The organism is Sorangium sp. So ce117, from assembly GCF_051524395.1.
Lineage (GTDB): Bacteria > Myxococcota_A > Polyangia > Polyangiales > Polyangiaceae > Sorangium > Sorangium cellulosum_B.
The window spans coordinates 11,645,467-11,662,062 of record NZ_CP150309.1 but is presented as its reverse complement, the minus strand read 5'-3'; the positions used below and the strand labels follow the sequence as shown (position 1 = coordinate 11,662,062).

Below are 16,596 nucleotides of genomic sequence, written 5' to 3'. Positions count from 1 at the left end.
GCCGTCGAGCTCGCAGGGGTACAGGCGGAGCACCTCGGGCACAGATACCCTCCCTGATCCGGTGCCGGAAGCAGGGAGGGACCTGCCGTGCCAGAAATTTGCCAGAACCTGCGTCCAGACCTGTCCGCGCCTGTCCACTCCCGTCCACGTCCCAGACCGCGCGAACTACCCGACATCCTTGCAGAAACCAGCGGAGGAGAAGGGATTCGAACCCCTGGTTGAGTTGCCCCAACGGCGGTTTTCAAAACCGCTGCCTTCGACCGCTCGGCCACTCCTCCAAACATCCAGAACGACTCGCTTTTCTGCCTCTTCTACCGCCCCCTGTCAACGCCGCCCTGAGACCCGCACCTCTACCCTACCCTGCTCCGGGCAGCCCCTGAGCTCTCCAGCCCCGGCTCCGCCGCTTCCGCCCTCACCGGCATCTCCCGCTGCATCGAGCGTCCTTCGCCCCCTGCCCTCACTTCTCCCTCCCCGCCGCCACCGCCCCGGCGCCCTGCCCCCCCGCCCCGCCCTTCATCACCTCCGCCAGCCATTTCCCCGCCCCCGCGCACGTCCCCGCCGCGCTGACCTCCCCTCCTCCGCCTCCCCCGCGCCGCGCGTACGGCCCCGCGACGATCGCCACGTCGCTCCCTCGCGCCGTCCACGCGATCGGCCCGAGCGCCGCCCGCTGCCTGCACGCCTTCCCGAAGCGCCGCTCGATCACCTTCCCCGCCTCTGCCGCGTCGGCCGCGCTGTCGAACCGCAGCCGCCACGCGAGCGCGACCTCTCTCCGCGACGGGTCCTCCGGGTCGTCTCGCCGCACCACCGCGAACCGATCCCCGCCCCACCCTGCCGCTGCGCCAATCGCCGCATCGCGGTGGGCATACGCCGCGAACGCGATGCGCAGCGCCTGCTCACCCATCACGTCATCGAAGACCACACGAAACCCCGGGCCGAGCGCCGCGGCCGTCGGGACCGCCACCGCGACGGCGGGCTCCCGCGCCGCGAGCTTCTCCGGATGGAGCAGCTGCTCGGTGGTCTCCGGCAGCGCGCGCCAGACCGCATCCACCGAAGCCCACCCGCCGTCCCGGCGCAGCGCCTGCACGAACGCGAAGCCGTCGGTGTACGGGGCGCCCAGCGACTCCTGCAGCACGAGCGGCGTGTCGCCCACGGACGACAGCGCCGTCGACATCGCCACGAGCCTGCGGAGCATCGACTCGTCGACCTGGAACGCCGAGCCGACCAGCACATCGAACATCGCGCTCATCGCCTCGCCCTCGACGAGCGCGTGTGTGGCCGCCAGGCGATCGCTGTCGCCGAGCTTGAAGTCGAGCAGCCTCCCCAGCGAGAAGCTCTGGTCCTGGAGCGCGTGGACGAGCTCGTGCGCCAGCGTCTCCTCGGCCTCGGCCTCGCTGAGGTCATCGACGAGGTACATCGTCGCGTCCTCCGGCTCGTAGAAGCCCGCGATGCGGCCCTCGAGCAGGCGGTACATCCCGGCGGTGAAGTCGTAGTCGGCCGGGATGAGCTCGAGCGCCGCGAGCACCTCGCGCTGGTGATCGAGCACGCCCTCGGGGATCTCTCGCTCCACGTGCGCGCGGACCCGCTCCAGGATCTGCCCGCGGGCGAGCACGCGGCTCCGCACCTCGCGGCGGACCGGCAGGCCCCGCGCCTTCGCCACGCGTGCGAGCACGCGCGCGATCTCGCCGTCGGTCAGGCGAGCTGCGTCCTCGTCGAGCTCGCCCGCATCCACCGGGCTTGCGCCCCCAGCCGGTCCAGCCGCAACCGACGCCGCAGGGAGCGCCGCAGCCGAGGCCTGCGCTCGCGGCGGCGCCGCAGGCGCGGCCGTCGGCGCGCACCCCGCGAGCACAACCGCCCCGACCAACCCGATCGCGCAGCACGCCTGACCCGCCGCGGCAGCGTCCTCGACGCGCCGGGTCACGACGGCTCCCCGGCGGGCGTGCGGAGCGCGCGGATCGCCTCGGCATACCGCGCGACGCGCACGTCGAACGGCAGATCCTCGCCCCGCGCCACCGCGCCGAACACCGCCGAGCCCGCGACGAGCGCCCGCGCTCCGGCGGCGATGACCTGCCCGGCGGTCGACGGAGCGACGCCGCCGTCGACCTCGAGCGCGATGTCCAGGCCTGCCTGGTCGATCGTCTGGCGCAGGCTCTGCAGCTTGGTGAGCGCCCCCGGGATGAACTGCTGGCCGCCGAACCCGGGGTTGACGCTCATCACAAGCACCAGATCGATATCCGCCATCACGTGCCGGATCGACTCCTCCGGCGTGTGGGGGTTCAGCACGACGCCGGGGCTCGCGCCTGCGTCCCTGATCTGCTGGAGCGTCCGGTGCAGGTGGGGCGACGCCTCGACGTGGACCGAGATGCGATCGGCGCCGGCGGCCGCGAACTCCGCGACGTAGCGCTCGGGCTCGACGATCATCAGGTGGACATCGAGGGGAAGACGCGTCGCGGCGCGAACCGCGCGAACAACGAGCGGCCCGATCGTGATGTTTGGCACAAACCGGCCATCCATCACGTCGACGTGGATCCAGTCGGCGCCAGCGGCCTCAGCGGCCCGTACTTCCTCCGCGAGACGACCGAAGTCAGCCGACAGGATCGACGGAGCGACGATGATTTTCTCGTGACGCACAGGGTAGCGCTAGCAGGCGTGACGCGCGGCGGCTAGCCGAGCATCCACGAGCGCGCTTACGGGGAGGCCGGCGCGGCTGCTAGGCTGCGCAGGTCTTCGCGAAGCGTTCGTGTCGTGCGCGCGGACGCTGCAGATTGAAGGCTGGGGATCCGAACCGTTCGAGTGAGGTGATGCATGGAGACACGGCCGCTGACGAAGCCCGACTACGACCGGATCGTGGGCGAGATCGATCGGTGGTGGGCGGGCCCAACCAGCGCGCTCGCGCACCCGATCTTCTTCTACGAGCTCGGCAGGCTCGCGCGCGTCGTCGAGGATCGCGGGCTGCTCGTCGGCTTCCTGCTCGGGTTCAGGTGCCCGGACGCGGCGATCGGGTACGTGCACCTCGTCGGCATTCACCCGGACTATCGCCGCCGCGGCGTCGGCAGGATGCTCTATGCGGCGTTCGAGGAGGACTGCCGCCGCGAGGGCTGCCGGCAGCTCAAGGCGATCACGACGCTGGGCAACGAGGGCTCGGTGCGCTTCCACGCCGCGGTCGGCTGGTCGGCGGCCGAGGTCGAGGACTACGCCGGACCTGGGCGTCCGCGGATCGTGTTCACCAAGGACCTCTAGGTGCGGATCACGCGGAGCACGCGCGTGTTGCGGCGTACGCTCTCGACGGGGTACATCTGCTCGGGACCGCGAGGTGAAGCGATGCGAGAAGGCGGGCATGTTCGCGACGTGGTGGTAGGCGTTGTCGGGCCAGCCGACAGGACGGTCGCCGCGGGCGCCCTCGGTGCATCCAGGTGAGCCATAACCCTTCGCCGATCACACAGCTGCGCGAGATCGGGCTGTTCGGAGGCCTGGGCGATCACGTCCTCCAGGCCCTCGCCGACACGCTGGAGCTGCTCGATCTGGAGCCGGGCGCCGTCGCCTTTCGCGAGGGCGACAACGGCCGCGAGATGTTCGTGCTGCTCTCGGGGGAGATGGAAGTGCTCAAGCGGTCGAAGCGCGACGTCGAGGCGCGGGTCGCGATCCTCGGGCCGAACGACTGGTTCGGCGAGATGTCGATCCTCGACGTGATGCCTCGCTCGGCGACCGTCCGGGCGATCGCCCCGTCGCGCTTGCTGCGCGTCACCGCGCACGATCTCGACGCCCTCTACCGGCGCGATCTCAAGTCGTACACGCTGCTGGTGCTGAACATCGCGCGCGAGATGTCGCGCCGCCTTCGCGTGGCGGACAGCCTGCTCGCCGAGCTGGTAGCGAACATGCTCGACGAGTACGCGCGGCCGCGGCGACCCGCGATCTGAGCCGGCGCCGCCGCGTCAGTCGGCGCCGAGCGCTCTGCCCGAGGGCGCCGGGCCCACCGGTCGCCTCATCCGCCCTCTGGACCGATCGCTCCACCGGCGCCGGCTTCGCCGCCCGCGCCGCCTGCACCACCGCCGCCGGCGTCGCCACTGTCGCCGGCTTCGCCGCCCACACCACCAGCACCGGCTTCGCCGCCTGCGCCGCCCGCGCCACCGTCGCCCGCTTTGCCACCCGCGCCGCCCGCACCACCGGCGCCGACTGGGTTGGCCGGTTCGCCCCCCGTGCCGGTTCCGCCGGTGCTAGCGGCCCCAGTCGAACTGGCCCCAGTCGAACCGGCGCTGTTAGCGCCCGCGTCTGGCGGCAGGAGGCCACCGCCGCCCGCGCCGTCGTCTTCGCCGGGATCGCCGGCGGCGACGCCCCCTCCTGCGCCGGTCGCGCCGAGGTCTTCGCAATCACCGCACCCGATGCCTCCCTCGGCGGGAGGCTCCGGTTGTGGATTGAACACACAGCCCGCAAGGACGACCCCGAACACAAGGACGACAAGCTGGCGCATAAGCTCCCTCCTCATAGCACCCTGCGCATCTCCCTGCCCGCTTGTGCGGCGCCCTCGTCCCCGGGAATGCTGCGTCGAGCGCGATCCGTCGGCTGCTTCTCGCTCGCTCTTACCGCCGGGTCGACGCCGCCGTCAGACCCGGCCCGCGTGCTCCTTCAGCCGCACTCCACCGCTCCAGCGCCTCCAGCGCCTCCAGCGCCCCCCACACCGCAGGGCTCGCCGCCCGCGCCGCCCGCGCCGCCCTGGCCACCCGCGCCGCCCTGGCCGCCCGCGCCGCCCTGGCCGCCCGCGCCGCCCTGACCGCCCGCGCCGCCCTGACCGCCCTCGCCGCCTCCAGCACCGCCCTGAGCGCCCTCGCCGCCGTGGCCGCCCGCCGCGCCCCCATTGCCGCTGCCGCCCGCGCCCGTGGTCTCCCCGCTGCCAGCGCTGGTCCCTGCCGCTGTGTTGCCGGCGCCGTTGCCACCCGAACCTGAGCTGCCGACCGCCGCACCGGTCGACGACGACGAGGGATAGGGATCCCTGTCATCGAACGGCGGTTCAGGCTGCGGGTTGAACGAGCATCCAACCGCGAGGAGCAGGGTGAGGAACAGCAGGCTTCGCATGGCGGGTACGCCGAGTATGGCAATCAACATGCCACATGAAAATAGCCGGAAAGTACCTCGATCGGTCCGCTATTGACGCGGTGCTCAGGCACACTCTGGCACGCCGCTCGGGCGGCTGGATCCGGCACTTCCCTCCGCGCCACGACCTGCGCGGACCGTCCGCTGCGGGTGGTCCCCCTGGTGTCCACGGCGGCAGCTCGCGGTATCGTGCGGCGTGATTTCGGAAGACCTGGGGAACGTCGCGTCGCGGCTCGACGAGGTGCGGCGCCGGATAACGAGCGCCGCCGCGCGGGCAGGGCGCGGGCCGGAGGAGGTCCGGCTCATCGCCGTGTCCAAGGGGAAGCCCGCGGAGGCCATCCGCGCCGCCTACGCCGCCGGGCAGCGCGATTTCGGAGAGAACTACGCGCAGGAGCTCGTCGAAAAGGCCGAGGCGCTCGCCGATCTCGACGGGCTCGTGTGGCACGCCATCGGCCAGCTCCAGAGGAACAAGGCGAAGCTCGTCGCGCGCGTCGCGCACGTCGTGCAGTCGGTCGACCGGGACGAGCTCGCCGTGGAGCTCGATCGGCGCGCGGCCGCGCTCAACCGCACCCTCGACGTCCTGATCGAGGTGAACGTCGGCGACGAAGCCTCGAAGGGCGGCTGCGCCCCCGGCGATTTCGCGCCGCTCCTCGCCGCGATCGCCCGGTGCGCGCACCTCCGGCCGATCGGCCTCATGACCATCGCGCCGTTCCTCGAGGACCCGAGCGACGTCGTGCCGTTCTTCGCGCAGCTGCGCGCCCTGCGCGACGCGCACGGCGGCCGGGCCGTGCTGCCCGAGCTCTCGATGGGCATGTCGCACGATTTCGAGGCAGCCATCGCGGAAGGCGCGACCTGGGTCCGCGTCGGCACCGCCATCTTCGGAGCCCGCGGATGACGGCCACGTCCGCCGCGTCGCGCCTCGGCGCGGCCCTCCCTGGCGGTGGCGTCGCGCGCGGCGCGCGCGCCGCCACGCTTGCTACGTGCGCGCTGCTCGCGCTCGGGTGCGGGCCGGGCGCGATGCCCGCGTCGGTGCGCCATCCGCTCGTCGGCAGCGCCGCGCCGGAGTTCCACGCAGAGTCCACCGCGGCGGTCACCGTCGGCGTGCCCGGCACGCGCAGGACGCGGGTCACCGTGATCGACTTCTGGGCGTCCTGGTGCGCGTCGTGCAGCCGGACCATGCCGGCGCTCGACCGGCTCTGGCGCGACCGCAAGGCGGACGGGGTGGCCGTGATCGGCGTGAACGTCGACGACTCGGAGGCCGCCGCGGCGGCCGCCGCCTACGAGCTCGGCGCGACGTTCCCCATCGTCGCGGATCTCGATCAGCGGCTCTCCGGGACCTACGGCGTCGCGCAGGTCCCCCTCACGTTCGTTGTCGACGGCGCGGGCACCGTGCGCTGGGTCGGGCACGATCCGGCGAGCGCGCGCCGCGCCGTCGAGGTCCTCCTCTCGGAGCGCCCCGCGGGCGCGCGGTCGGTCTTCGAATGAGCGCGCCCCGGGGCGGCGGCGGCGCGCGACGGCGGCCCGCGGGCGACGACCCGACGCTCTTCGACGCCGCCCGGCAGCGCGAGCCGGAGCTCAAGGCCACGGTCCCCCTCGCCGAGCGCATGCGCCCGCGCTCGCTCGAGGACATGATCGGCCAGGGCCACCTCCTCGGCGAGGGCAAGCTGCTCGCGCGCGCGATCGCCGCCGACCGGATCCCCTCCATGATCCTGTGGGGCCCGCCGGGCGCCGGAAAGACCACGCTCGCGCGCGTCGTCGCGCACACGACGAACGCCCGCTTCGTCCCCTTCAACGCCGTGCTGGGCGGCGTGCCGGAGCTCCGCGAGATCCTCGCCCAGGCGCGCACCGCGCGCTCCTACGAGGGCAAGCGGACGATCCTGTTCGTCGACGAGATCCACCGCTTCAACAAGGCCCAGCAGGACGCCTTCCTCCCGCACGTCGAGGACGGGACGATCACGCTCATCGGGGCGACCACCGAGAACCCCTCGTTCGCGGTCAACGCGCCGCTGCTCTCCCGGTGCAAGGTCTTCCGGCTCCAGGGCCTCGGCGCCTCGGAGCTCGTCGAGCTGCTGCGCCGCGCCCTCGAGTCGCCCGCCGGGCTCGCCGGCGCGATCGGCGCCGACGACGACGCGCTCTCGGCGATCGCGGCGCTCGCGCAGGGCGACGCGCGCAGGGCGCTCACCACGCTGGAGATCGCCGCGGACGAGGCGGGGCGCGCGGGCGCCTCCACGATCACGCGCGAGCTCATCGCTGGCGCGAGCGAGCACAAGACGCTGCTCTACGACAAGGCCGGCGAGGAGCACTACAACGTCATCAGCGCCTTCATCAAGTCGATGCGCGGCTCCGATCCCGACGCCGCCATCTACTGGCTGATGCGCATGATCGAGTCCGGCGACGACCCGCTCTTCCTGCTGCGCCGGATGATGATCTTCGCCTCCGAGGACATCGGCAACGCCGACCCGCGCGCGCTGGAGATCGCCGTCGCCGCGGACGCCGCGTTCCGGCGCATGGGGATGCCCGAGGGGCTCTACCCGATCACGCAGGCGGCGCTCTACCTCGCCACGGCCCCGAAATCGAACGCCTGCAAGACCGCCTGGCACGCGGCGCAGGCCGCCGTGCGCGAGCACGGCGCGCTCCCGGTCCCGCTCACGCTGCGCAACGCGGTCACGCCGCTGATGCGCGACGAGGGCTACGGCGAGGGCTACCGCTACGCGCACGACGAGCCGGGCGGCGTCGCGCGGGGCGAGGCCTACCTGCCCGAGCCGCTCGCGGGCAGCCGGTTCTACGAGCCGACCGATCGCGGCTACGAGCGGACCATCGGCGAGCGCCTCCGCCGGATCCGCGGCGAGGGGGAGGGTGAGGGCGGCTGAGGCGCGGCGCCGGCCGGCCCATCCGTCACGGCGTCACGCGTCGTCGTCGTCGTCGCCGCCCGCGCCGGCGAGGGCCTGCTGGAGCTCGCTCAGCGCGTGCTGATCTCCCTTGCTGCGCGCGACCACGATGCCGTCGGCCAGCCAGGCGCGCCCCTCGTCGAGGCGGCCCGCCTTCACCAGCGTCGTCCCGCACATGAGGTACATCGGCACATACGCCGGATCCATCGCCCGGAGCGCGACGAACGTGGCGAGCGCGTCGTCGTGGCGGCCCTGGCCCGCGTACTCCAGCGCGAGCGCGTACCAGTGAAACGGATCCTTCGACCCATCCCGGGTCATCTTCTCGAGCATCAGCAGCCGCTTGCTCACGTCGCCTCCACAACCCCGATGAACGGCAGGTTCCGATAGCGCTCGGCCCAGTCGAGCCCGTAGCCGACCACGAATTTGTCCTCGATCGTGAAGCCCAGGTAGTCGATGGGCACCTCGACCCGCGCGCGCGCCGGCTTGTGCAGGAGCGCGCAGACCTTCACGCTGTTCGGCATCCTCGTGCGGAAGAGCTGGAGCAGGTGCGAGATCGTGAGGCCCGTATCCACGATGTCCTCGATGAGGAGGATGTCCTCGCCCTCGATCGGGCGGGTGAGGTCCTGCGTGATCTGGACGACGCCCGTCGAGGCCGTGCCCTCGCCGTAGCTGCGCACGCCGAGGAACTCGATGCGCACCGGCAGGTCGACGTGGCGCGCGATGTCAGCGGTGAACACGAAGCTCCCCTTGAGCACGGAGACGAGCACGAGCCGGCGCTCCGCGTAGTCCCGGGTGATCTGCGCGCCGAGGTCGCGCACGCGAGCGCCGATCTGTTCGGCGGACAGGAGCGTCCGGACATTCGCCATGGTGCCCGCTAACATCGCGGCGCCCGCGCCACCAGCGCCCAGGCGGACCCTCCGTCGCCGCGCGCGGCGATCCCATGTCGCGCCGCTGATGTCGCGTGGTCGCTCTGCTGCTGCCCGGGTCGAAACTGGGTTAGTCTCTGCGCCTCCCGCGATGCCGCTCCCTTCTCCGCCCGACGCGCCCCCGCACCTCACCTCGCGCACGCCCCTGGCCGTCCGCTTCTGCGAGACGGATCTCATGGGCATCGTCCACCACGCGAACTACGTCATCTACCTGGAGGCTGGCCGCATCGACTGGCTGAAGCGCCGCGGCCTCTCCTACGAGGAGATGGTGCGGCGCGACCTTCACCTCGCCGTCGCGGAGCTGCGGATCAAGTACCGCCAGGCCGCGCGGTTCGGCGACGACCTCGTCGTCGAGACGACCTGCCGCGAGGTCCAGCGCGTCACCGCGCGCTTCAGCTACCGGATCCTCCGGGGCGAGGACGTGATCTGCGACGGCGACATCCTCCTTGCGTGCCTGGGATCGAACCTGACGCTGACGCGGATCCCGGACGACATCGTCCAGCTCCTGGCGAGCCCCGAGACGACGGCCGAGCGCTAGGGCAGGGGACGCCGCCCCGCTACAGCCGCCGTCCGCCGCCCCGCTTCAGCCGCCGTCCGCCGCCCCGGCCTCGGCCCCGCTGTGCACGATGCGCGCCGGCATCTCGACCGTCTGCGGCGGCTCGATGCGCTCGCCGAGGAACGTGCGCCACTGGACGACGTAGCGCCCGCGCAGGGGCCCGATCACGTAGCGCTCGCTCGCCGGAGGCACGGCGACCGCGGGGATCCCGTCGACGAGCAGGTAGAGCAGCGCGTCCGTCTGGTTGACCGCGACGAACCCCTCGCCGGGCGCGCCCGGGTCGACGCTCGCGGGCAGCTGGAGCGGCTCTGATCGGATGGCCGCGAGCTCGTCGCGCGTCAGGAAGACGCCGCCCTGCGCCGACGGGAGCCCGGCGGCGGCGTACGCGGCGCTCGGGGGCGGCATGAGCATGTCGGTCGAGATCAGGTCCGTTCGCCGGGCGATCGACGTGACCTCGAACGCGACGCCGCCGCCGCCTTGCCAGGCATAACTCGCGTAGAGCGGCACCTCGCCGGCCACGCACTCGGGCGACTTCGGATCCACGCCGACGATCTCCAGCAGCGCCCGGCAGAGCAGCGGCCCCCCGTCGCCGGCCTCGGGGACCCTGCCGAGCTCGACGTACAGCGCGCCGAGGCTCCCGTGCACCTCGACCTTGCGGACGTCGATCTCGATCCGCTTGCCGTCGCCCACAGGACGCGCCGAGCCCGTCGACAGCGGCGTCACGTCGACGCGCCGCTCGCCGAGGAGCGTGCGGAGCGCCCCCGGCGGCACGACCCGGTACTGGGTCAGGGACGGCCAGAGCAGCACCTCGCCGTACACGTCGTGGCGCGCGCGGAGCTCGGAGCCCGCGGGCAGCGGGAGCGCGCGCGACGTGAACTGGACCCGCATCCGGCCCGTCTCCGCGAGCTCGACCTTCCACGTCAGCTCGGTGAGCTTCTGCGCCGCGTGGATCCCGGAGGCCGCCACCTCGGGCGCCTTGGGGGGCTGCGGCACGTCACGGAAGCGGAACGCCGCCTCGAGCATCACGCCGGGGAGCTCGCGGGGCGAGAGCGCGTCGTCCGGCAGGGGGGTGGCGGGCGAGAGCGGCAGCGGCGACTGCGGGCTCGCCTCGGACATGATGAGCCGGCCGTAGTCGTCGGCGATGATCTTCGCGGTCGCCTCGGCGGCGGACGCGTCGAGCAGGTCCGGCGTCTCGTTCGCGAGCGGCGCGGGGAGGATTTTCGCGTTCGGGCTCGCGCCGGCGTCCAGGGGATCGACGGGCGCGTGGCGCGACGGCTCGCACCCGGCGGCGGCGAGCAGCAGGAAGGCCGCGGCGACGCGCGCGGCGATCACGGCTCCAGCTCGAACGTGTGGATGACGCGCACGCGCGCGTCGAGCGGCGGCGGGTCGGGCGCGCACTGCGTGTCCAGGAAGACCGCGGTGCAGCGGGGATGGCAGCCCAGGAGCAGGTTGCAGTTGGCCGCCTCGTTGTCGAACACCGCGATGACCCGCCCGAGCCGCGAGAGCTGCGGCGCGACGCTCCGCTTGAACTCGGTGTCGGGCATCTCGAACCTCGGCTTCACGACGAGCTCCGTGCCGATGACCCCGATGGGGAAGCCGAGGTCGCGCAGGCTCGCGAACGAGCCGAGCGCCATCTTCGGCAGGTCGCGGCCGGTGAGGTACACGAGGGTCGCCCCCGCCGCGTGGCAGTCGCGCGCGTACTGGCTCGCGCCCGGCACCTCGACGTCGTGCCGGATGTGCGGATCGTTGAAGAAGCGGGCCCTCCAGAAATCGAACGCGTGCAGGTGGAGCGCCTCGTCGTCGACGCCGAGCCGCCGCAGGTTGTCCTGGAACCCGTACACGATGCCGTCGGGCGACGCGCGCTCGAGGAGGGCGGCGGCGTGCGGGTGCTTGCGGCGCCACTCCTCCGCCAGCTCATGGAGGATCGCGGCCACCCGCGGCCGGTTGTCCATGAGGGTGCCGTCCAGATCGAAGACGATCACGGGGGGCCCCTCCGACCGATCGGCCGCGCGCTCGACGATGGATCTCAGGAGCCGCGTCCGCTCGAGAGGGACGAGGCGCTTCTCGTGAAACAGCGTGCTCAAGGTCGTCGCGCCGTGGAAACGCGCACCGTCCGCGCGGCTCCTCGGGCCGGAACCCTAGCGCGAACTCGCCCTCCCCAGAAGCGGCGGCGCCCCACCCCTTCGCCGGGCCCTGCGGGTCTGCGTAAGTGTGCAGAAATATCCTACATTGTTGGCCTAATCATTCCGTTCTTCGTAGGATTTTCCAAATCGGGACCCGTCGAGGCTCCGAAGGAAGGCCCATGCAGAACCGCATCAAGACCGCTCTGGCCCTGGCGATGGCGCTGACCGCCGTGGTGGGCTGCTCGAAGACCCCTCGCGATCGTCTGCAGGGGCGCTGGTATGGCGATGCCATCGAGAACGCCCCTGTGGAACAGCTCACCAAGGCGACCGGATGGGTGAAGGGAACGGCGCTCGAGTTCAACGGCAGCAAGGTGACGGTGACCGTGCCCGCGGAGACGCCGCGCAGCGGCACCTTCAAGGTGACGAAGGCGGACGGCGATCAGGTGACCGTCGCGTTCCTCCGCCCCGAGGGAGGGCTCGATGAAGCGGCGTTCCGCTTCACCACGGATCAGACGCTGCGCTGGGAGATCGGCGACGGCCGCGCCATCGTGCTGACGAAGGCGAAGAACTGAGCTCGGCGGCTATCGCCGCACCCGCTCCCTCCGCACCCGCGTGAGCCACCGCGCCTCGCCGCGATCGCCGTCGCGCGCGAGCAGAACCACGACATCCTCCGAGAGCGGCCCGGTGAGGCGCCGCCGCGCTTCCTCGATGGAGCGCACCTCGACGCCGTTCACGGACAGGAGCCGATCGCCGGGCTCGATGCCGGCCTCCTCGGCCTCGCTCGCCGGGGGCACCGACACCACGGTCACGGTCTTTCGCTCCTCGCCGAGCGTCACCGCCAGGCTCCCTGCGCCCTTCGGATCCTGCCGCGCGCCGTCTCCTGGCAGCGCGATCCTCACGCGCTCGGTCGTCCTGCCGGCCCGGACCTGCACCGGCTGCGACTCGGCGCGCCCGAGATCCGCGCTGTACGCCTCGAGGATCGCCGTGCCCTCGGGCAGCCCGCCGAGCTGGAACCGCCCGTCGCGGTCGGTGGTCGCCACGCCCGGCGGCAGCGGGCCGAGCGGCAGGTACGTCGGCACGCGGTCGCGCGCGACGCGGGCCCCCGCCACCGCGTCCCCGCGCTGATCGACGACCTGGCCGGCGACCTCTCCCGCCTCGGACAGGTCGATGCGCCCGAGGTCCGTCGGGCGATCGGGATCGCCGGCGATCGTCACCCGCAGCGTCGCCGGCGCGTACCCGTCGCGGCTCACCGTCACGCGGAACTGGCCCTGCGCGAGGTCGGCGAGCGTGAAGGCCCCCTCCGCGTCGCTCGTGGCGCGGCGCGGCCCGGTCGTCGAGAACAGCGTGATCCGCGCGCCCTCGAGCCGCTCCCGCCCGCCGCGCCCGGTCACGGTGCCGGTCGCCTTGAGGGCGGCGCCCATCTCGAGCCGCAGCTCCTTCGGCGCGGCGTCGACCTGCTCGACGCGCGGGGACTTGCCGGAGCGCACGAGGCTTACCCGGAGCGGCAGGCCGGCGGCGTCGGGCAGCAGCGCGTCGCCGTCGTCGTCCGTGAACAGCGTCTTGCGGAGCGGGACGGCCACGTCGAGCGAGAGCACGCGCACCTCCACGCGATCGAGCGGGTAGCCGCGATCGTCGGCGACGTGGATGGCCACCGCCTCGCGCACCTTCGGGAGGACGACCTCGATCTCCTTGCGATCGCGCTCCGGCACCTCGACGACGAGCCGCGCCACGACGTCGCCTGGCGACTCGGCCCGGGAGACCGAGACGAGCACCTCGTCGGGGACCGCGGCGAAGGCGAACGTGCCGTCGTCCGCGGAGTACGTCACCCGCTCGAGCGAGCCGGCGGTCGCGGCCAGCTCCACGCGCGCGCCGGCGACCGGCTTGCGGTCCTCCTCGAGGACGCGGCCCTCGAGCAGGCCGCCCTGGCGCATCACAACGCGCACGCGGGCCTCGCCGCCCGGCTGCAGGGTCACGATCTCGCTGGGCGTCTCGACGTACTCCGGGTGCCGGACGATGGCGTGGACGCGCCCGGGGGTGACGGGCTCGGCCCGGAACGTGCCGTCGGCGCGCGTGACCCACGGCTCGCCCGACCGCACCGAGGCGGCCGGCAGGACGGCGTCGCCACGCGGCAGGTCCGGGATGGGGCCCGGCATGACCCCGAGCTCGCCCGCGGGGATCAGCGGCGCCGGGCCGGGCAGGGCGCGCTCGAAGTGCTCGTCCCTGAACTCGGACATCGCGGTGGTCTCGTCGATGGGCATCCCCTCGGCGTCGGCGCCCACGACCTCGATCGTCGCGCCCGGGACCGGGTAGCCGCGGTCGTCGACGACCTCACCCACGAGCGCGCCGCCGCGGAGCAGGGGGATGCGCACCTCGGTGGCGCCCGCGTCGACCTGCACGGCGTTCCTCGGCACGAAGCCGGCCGCCAGCGCCGAGGCGCTCGCGTACCCCGGCGCGATGGGCCCGAGCGTCACCGACCCGTCGTCGCCCGTGCGGCCGTGCAGCGGGAACGCCGACAGCCCCTGCTCGACGAGCACGACGTTCGCGCCCTTCACGGCCGGCGCGTCCTCGCCGTCGCCGTCGGTCACGAGGAGCCGTACGTGGCGGCCCGGCCCGAGGACGAGCTTCACCTCCTTGCCCTCGCCGCGCCTCACGGGCACGGCCAGCGCGGTCGCGCTCACGGCGGCGCCGCGCCGGGCCTTGAGGTCGTACACCCCGTCGCGGAGCCCGGCGATCCTCGCGACGCCCGTCGCGTCGGCGGTCGTGCTGCGCGCTGGCCACAGCCCGGTACCGGCGGCGAGCACGGTCGCGCCGCCGGCCGGCTGCCCCTCCGCGTCCACCACGCGGACCGTGAGGGCGCCGAGCCGATCCATGCGGAGCCTGAGCGGCGCCGGCCCGGGCACGATGCCCGTCCGCACGGTGTCCTCGAAGCCGAGCGCCGACGCGCGGACGACGTAGGGGGCCGCCCCGAGCCGATCGAACCGCGCGCGGCCGCCTTCGGCGGTGGTCGCCACGAAGGGGAGGGGATCGGCGGTCGCGACCGTCACCTCGGCGCCGTCGATCGGGCGCTCGGCCTCGTCGACGACCAGCACGTCCAGCACCTTCGCGGGCCGCAGCACGAGGTCGACGGCGCGGGGGCCTGGCTCGAGCGCGACGCGGGTCGAGGCGCGGGCCCGCTCCGCGCCGTACGCCATGATCCAGGCCTCCCCGGACGGCAGCCCGGCGAAGCGAGCCTCGCCCGAGGGATCGGTCTTCAGCTCGCCCGCGAAGTAGGCGCGGTCCTCGCGCATGGCGAAGACGCGCACGGTGGCGTCCTTCAGCGGGCGCCCCTGCTCGTCGCGCACGGTGGCGGTGAGCTCTGCCGAGCGCCCTTCCACCCACGCGGGCACCGGCGGCGCCGGGATCGGCGCCCGCGGCAGGTACCGCGGCCCCAGATCGCGCAGCGTGGTCGCGGCGAAGAAGCAGACCAGCGCGGCGATCGCGGCCAGGACGGTATCGAGCCGCGACCGGCGATCGGCCCGGTCGGCTTCCGCTGCGAGTTGCTTGTCCTGTTCCGCTGCGGGTTGCTTGTCCTGCTCGGCCACGGCCTGGATTTCTACTCCGGATCCGCGAAAACGCCGAACGTCCCGCCGCCGTTCCCGGATCCCGCGGCGCCGCGCCGGCGTCCCGAGATCAGGCCTGGCGGCCGCGGTGCAGCTCGATCACGGCCTGGATCTCCTCCTCGGACAGGATGTGATCCGTCGCCTTGGCCTTCGCCAGGATGGCGTCGACGAGCTCCTTGGAGGGCTCGATCTTCCGCTGCCGGAGCCAGTAGTTCACGTTGGAGGCCCCGGACATGTAGCCCACGCAGATCTCCTGCTTTCGCCCGAACATGCCGGCGGGCACGCCGGAGTAGATCCGGTCGGCCATCCAGGAGTCGCCCTTCGACTCGGCCTTGATGATGGCCGCCGCGTGCACGCCGGTCGCCGTGCGGAAGGCGTCCCGTCCGACCAGGGGATAATTGATGGGCACCTCCCAGCCGACCGCCTGCGCGGCCGTCGTGCAGTACTCGAGGAGGTGGGTGAGGTCCTGGTGCTCGAGGAGGCCGAGGAGCTTCATGTTGAGCAGGATGAGCTCCATCGCGGCGTTGCCGACCCGCTCGCCGATCCCGAGTGCGGTGCCGTGCACCCGGTCCGCGCCGAACTGGAGCGCCCAGATCGCGTTCTCGAGCGCGAGGCCGCGATCGTTGTGGCCGTGCCAGTCGATGCCGACCGACGCCCCGGCCCCCGCGACGATGGCCCGCGTGAAGTTGATGACGTTGCGAACCCCGTCCGGCGTCGCGTGCCCGACGGTATCGCACAGGCATAGCCGGGACGCGCCGTGGTCGATGGCGACCTTGAAGAGCGTCGCCAGCACCTCGGGGCGCGAGCGCGTCGTGTCCTCCGTGACGTAGGCGACCGGGAGCCCGGCCTTCACGCCCGCGTCGATCGCCGCGGCGCTCCGCTGCGCGATGAGGTCGACGTCCCACGCCTCCGCGAGCTGGCGGATCGGGCTCGATCCGATGAAGGCGTAGATCTCCACAGGGATCCCTGCGCGCTGGGAGATCTCGATCATCGGTGTGATGTCCGAGACGACCGTGCGGCCTGCGCAGGCGATGCGGAGCGGCAGGTTGTTGTCGGCCACCTCCCTGCACATCCGGAGCACGTCCTCGAACGCCCGCTGCGAGCTGCCGGGCAGGCCGACGTCGGCGATCTGGATACCGATCTTGGCCATCAGGTGGAGCAGCTTGAGCTTGCTCTCGATGTTCGGATCGGCGACCGAGGGGTTCTGCAGGCCGTCGCGCAGGGTCTCGTCGAAGAAGCCGATGTTCTCCGGGATGACCCGCCCGACGCGACCCACCTCGTTCCAGTCGTAGATCAGCTCGGTCGGGCGGTTACCGGAGGCAGCGATCGCCATGCACTATTATAGTGCGCCGCGCTCGACGCCGGGCCTGAAGCGAAGCTTTTCCGGGGCGCTCGACATGACGCACGGCGCAGGTGAAG

General features: G+C 72.8%; 17 protein-coding genes and 1 tRNA gene. 7 read left to right on the top strand and 11 right to left on the bottom strand.

The features are described 5' to 3' along the window. Positions 1 to 191: 191 nt before the first annotated feature. From WMF46_RS43820 to rpe, 3 genes are all read right to left on the bottom strand, one after another. Positions 192 to 278: transfer RNA gene (locus tag WMF46_RS43820), tRNA-Ser, on the bottom strand. A 179-nt stretch (positions 279 to 457) separates the two neighbouring features. Further along, complete coding sequence (locus tag WMF46_RS43815; protein WP_437982654.1) at positions 458 to 1,729, bottom strand: hypothetical protein; 1,272 nt, start codon at positions 1,727 to 1,729, stop codon at positions 458 to 460. A gap of 185 nt (positions 1,730 to 1,914) precedes the next feature. Then, the gene (gene rpe, locus WMF46_RS43810) at positions 1,915 to 2,628 is read right to left on the bottom strand and encodes a ribulose-phosphate 3-epimerase (protein WP_437982653.1); all 714 of its coding nucleotides are present in this window, start codon (positions 2,626 to 2,628) and stop codon (positions 1,915 to 1,917) included. A 174-nt stretch (positions 2,629 to 2,802) separates the two neighbouring features. Here rpe and WMF46_RS43805 point away from each other — a divergent pair, with 174 nt between their 5' ends. After that, positions 2,803 to 3,237 carry a GNAT family N-acetyltransferase gene (locus WMF46_RS43805; RefSeq protein ID WP_020741352.1) on the top strand — a complete coding sequence of 145 codons (435 nt, stop codon included), beginning with the start codon at positions 2,803 to 2,805 and terminating at the stop codon, positions 3,235 to 3,237. 173 nt (positions 3,238 to 3,410) lie between these two features. Beyond that, positions 3,411 to 3,914: a Crp/Fnr family transcriptional regulator gene (locus WMF46_RS43800; protein ID WP_437982652.1), complete on the top strand. Its 504-nt coding sequence runs from the start codon at positions 3,411 to 3,413 to the stop codon at positions 3,912 to 3,914. Positions 3,915 to 3,979: 65 nt separating this feature from the next. On the opposite strand, the gene WMF46_RS43795 is transcribed toward WMF46_RS43800, so the two are convergent. Next, on the bottom strand, positions 3,980 to 4,465 hold the full coding sequence (locus tag WMF46_RS43795) for a hypothetical protein (protein WP_437982651.1): 486 nt from the start codon (positions 4,463 to 4,465) through the stop codon (positions 3,980 to 3,982). Positions 4,466 to 4,620: 155 nt separating this feature from the next. Then, positions 4,621 to 5,067 carry a hypothetical protein gene (locus WMF46_RS43790; protein WP_437982650.1) on the bottom strand — a complete coding sequence of 149 codons (447 nt, stop codon included), beginning with the start codon at positions 5,065 to 5,067 and terminating at the stop codon, positions 4,621 to 4,623. Positions 5,068 to 5,281: 214 nt separating this feature from the next. On the opposite strand from WMF46_RS43790, the gene WMF46_RS43785 reads away from it, so the two are divergent. From WMF46_RS43785 to WMF46_RS43775, 3 genes are read left to right on the top strand one after another with little or no spacing between them, the layout of a single operon-like run. Next, complete coding sequence (locus WMF46_RS43785; protein WP_437982649.1) at positions 5,282 to 5,980, top strand: YggS family pyridoxal phosphate-dependent enzyme; 699 nt, start codon at positions 5,282 to 5,284, stop codon at positions 5,978 to 5,980. Next, positions 5,977 to 6,570, top strand: coding sequence for a TlpA family protein disulfide reductase (locus tag WMF46_RS43780; protein ID WP_437982648.1), 594 nt, complete (start codon positions 5,977 to 5,979; stop codon positions 6,568 to 6,570). Before WMF46_RS43785 ends, WMF46_RS43780 begins: the two co-directional genes overlap by 4 nt. Further along, positions 6,567 to 7,955, top strand: a complete 1,389-nt coding sequence (locus tag WMF46_RS43775) for a replication-associated recombination protein A (RefSeq protein ID WP_437982647.1) — start codon at positions 6,567 to 6,569, stop codon at positions 7,953 to 7,955. The genes WMF46_RS43780 and WMF46_RS43775 overlap by 4 nt, the downstream gene beginning before the upstream one ends. A gap of 33 nt (positions 7,956 to 7,988) precedes the next feature. On the opposite strand, the gene WMF46_RS43770 is transcribed toward WMF46_RS43775, so the two are convergent. Further along, complete coding sequence (locus tag WMF46_RS43770; RefSeq protein ID WP_437982646.1) at positions 7,989 to 8,321, bottom strand: tetratricopeptide repeat protein; 333 nt, start codon at positions 8,319 to 8,321, stop codon at positions 7,989 to 7,991. Next, positions 8,318 to 8,839, bottom strand: coding sequence for a hypoxanthine phosphoribosyltransferase (hpt, locus tag WMF46_RS43765; protein WP_437982645.1), 522 nt, complete (start codon positions 8,837 to 8,839; stop codon positions 8,318 to 8,320). The genes WMF46_RS43770 and hpt overlap by 4 nt, the downstream gene beginning before the upstream one ends. 151 nt (positions 8,840 to 8,990) lie before the next feature. On the opposite strand from hpt, the gene WMF46_RS43760 reads away from it, so the two are divergent. Beyond that, positions 8,991 to 9,437, top strand: a complete 447-nt coding sequence (locus tag WMF46_RS43760) for an acyl-CoA thioesterase (protein ID WP_437982644.1) — start codon at positions 8,991 to 8,993, stop codon at positions 9,435 to 9,437. 45 nt (positions 9,438 to 9,482) lie between these two features. On the opposite strand, the gene WMF46_RS43755 is transcribed toward WMF46_RS43760, so the two are convergent. Both WMF46_RS43755 and WMF46_RS43750 read right to left on the bottom strand, forming a co-directional pair. Continuing rightward, positions 9,483 to 10,787: a hypothetical protein gene (locus WMF46_RS43755; RefSeq protein ID WP_437982643.1), complete on the bottom strand. Its 1,305-nt coding sequence runs from the start codon at positions 10,785 to 10,787 to the stop codon at positions 9,483 to 9,485. Next, a complete protein-coding gene (locus tag WMF46_RS43750; protein WP_437982642.1) occupies positions 10,784 to 11,539 on the bottom strand; it encodes an HAD family hydrolase in 756 nt (251 codons plus the stop codon). Before WMF46_RS43750 ends, WMF46_RS43755 begins: the two co-directional genes overlap by 4 nt. A 218-nt stretch (positions 11,540 to 11,757) precedes the next feature. On the opposite strand from WMF46_RS43750, the gene WMF46_RS43745 reads away from it, so the two are divergent. Continuing rightward, entirely contained in the window at positions 11,758 to 12,150 is a 393-nt protein-coding gene (locus WMF46_RS43745; RefSeq protein WP_437546895.1) for a hypothetical protein, read from the top strand. Positions 12,151 to 12,159: 9 nt separating this feature from the next. Here the strand turns inward: WMF46_RS43745 and WMF46_RS43740 are convergent, their stop codons facing one another. Both WMF46_RS43740 and WMF46_RS43735 read right to left on the bottom strand, forming a co-directional pair. Then, positions 12,160 to 15,159 carry a carboxypeptidase regulatory-like domain-containing protein gene (locus WMF46_RS43740; protein ID WP_437982641.1) on the bottom strand — a complete coding sequence of 1,000 codons (3,000 nt, stop codon included), beginning with the start codon at positions 15,157 to 15,159 and terminating at the stop codon, positions 12,160 to 12,162. A gap of 88 nt (positions 15,160 to 15,247) precedes the next feature. After that, positions 15,248 to 16,510 (bottom strand): LeuA family protein, encoded by a 1,263-nt coding sequence (locus WMF46_RS43735; protein ID WP_437982640.1) that lies wholly within the window; start codon positions 16,508 to 16,510, stop codon positions 15,248 to 15,250. Positions 16,511 to 16,596 lie beyond the last annotated feature (86 nt).

What these genes read in the sequence shown, in the direction of transcription:
- WMF46_RS43805 (WP_020741352.1), top strand. Translation starts at nt 2,803, where the DNA reads ATGGAGACACGGCCGCTGACGAAGCCCGACTACGACCGGATCGTGGGC.
- WMF46_RS43775 (WP_437982647.1), top strand. Translation starts at nt 6,567, where the DNA reads ATGAGCGCGCCCCGGGGCGGCGGCGGCGCGCGACGGCGGCCCGCGGGC.
- WMF46_RS43745 (WP_437546895.1), top strand. Translation starts at nt 11,758, where the DNA reads ATGCAGAACCGCATCAAGACCGCTCTGGCCCTGGCGATGGCGCTGACC.
- WMF46_RS43795 (WP_437982651.1), bottom strand. Translation starts at nt 4,465, where the DNA reads ATGCGCCAGCTTGTCGTCCTTGTGTTCGGGGTCGTCCTTGCGGGCTGT.
- WMF46_RS43735 (WP_437982640.1), bottom strand. Translation starts at nt 16,510, where the DNA reads ATGGCGATCGCTGCCTCCGGTAACCGCCCGACCGAGCTGATCTACGAC.
- WMF46_RS43790 (WP_437982650.1), bottom strand. Translation starts at nt 5,067, where the DNA reads ATGCGAAGCCTGCTGTTCCTCACCCTGCTCCTCGCGGTTGGATGCTCG.
- hpt (WP_437982645.1), bottom strand. Translation starts at nt 8,839, where the DNA reads ATGGCGAATGTCCGGACGCTCCTGTCCGCCGAACAGATCGGCGCTCGC.
- WMF46_RS43760 (WP_437982644.1), top strand. Translation starts at nt 8,991, where the DNA reads ATGCCGCTCCCTTCTCCGCCCGACGCGCCCCCGCACCTCACCTCGCGC.
- WMF46_RS43780 (WP_437982648.1), top strand. Translation starts at nt 5,977, where the DNA reads ATGACGGCCACGTCCGCCGCGTCGCGCCTCGGCGCGGCCCTCCCTGGC.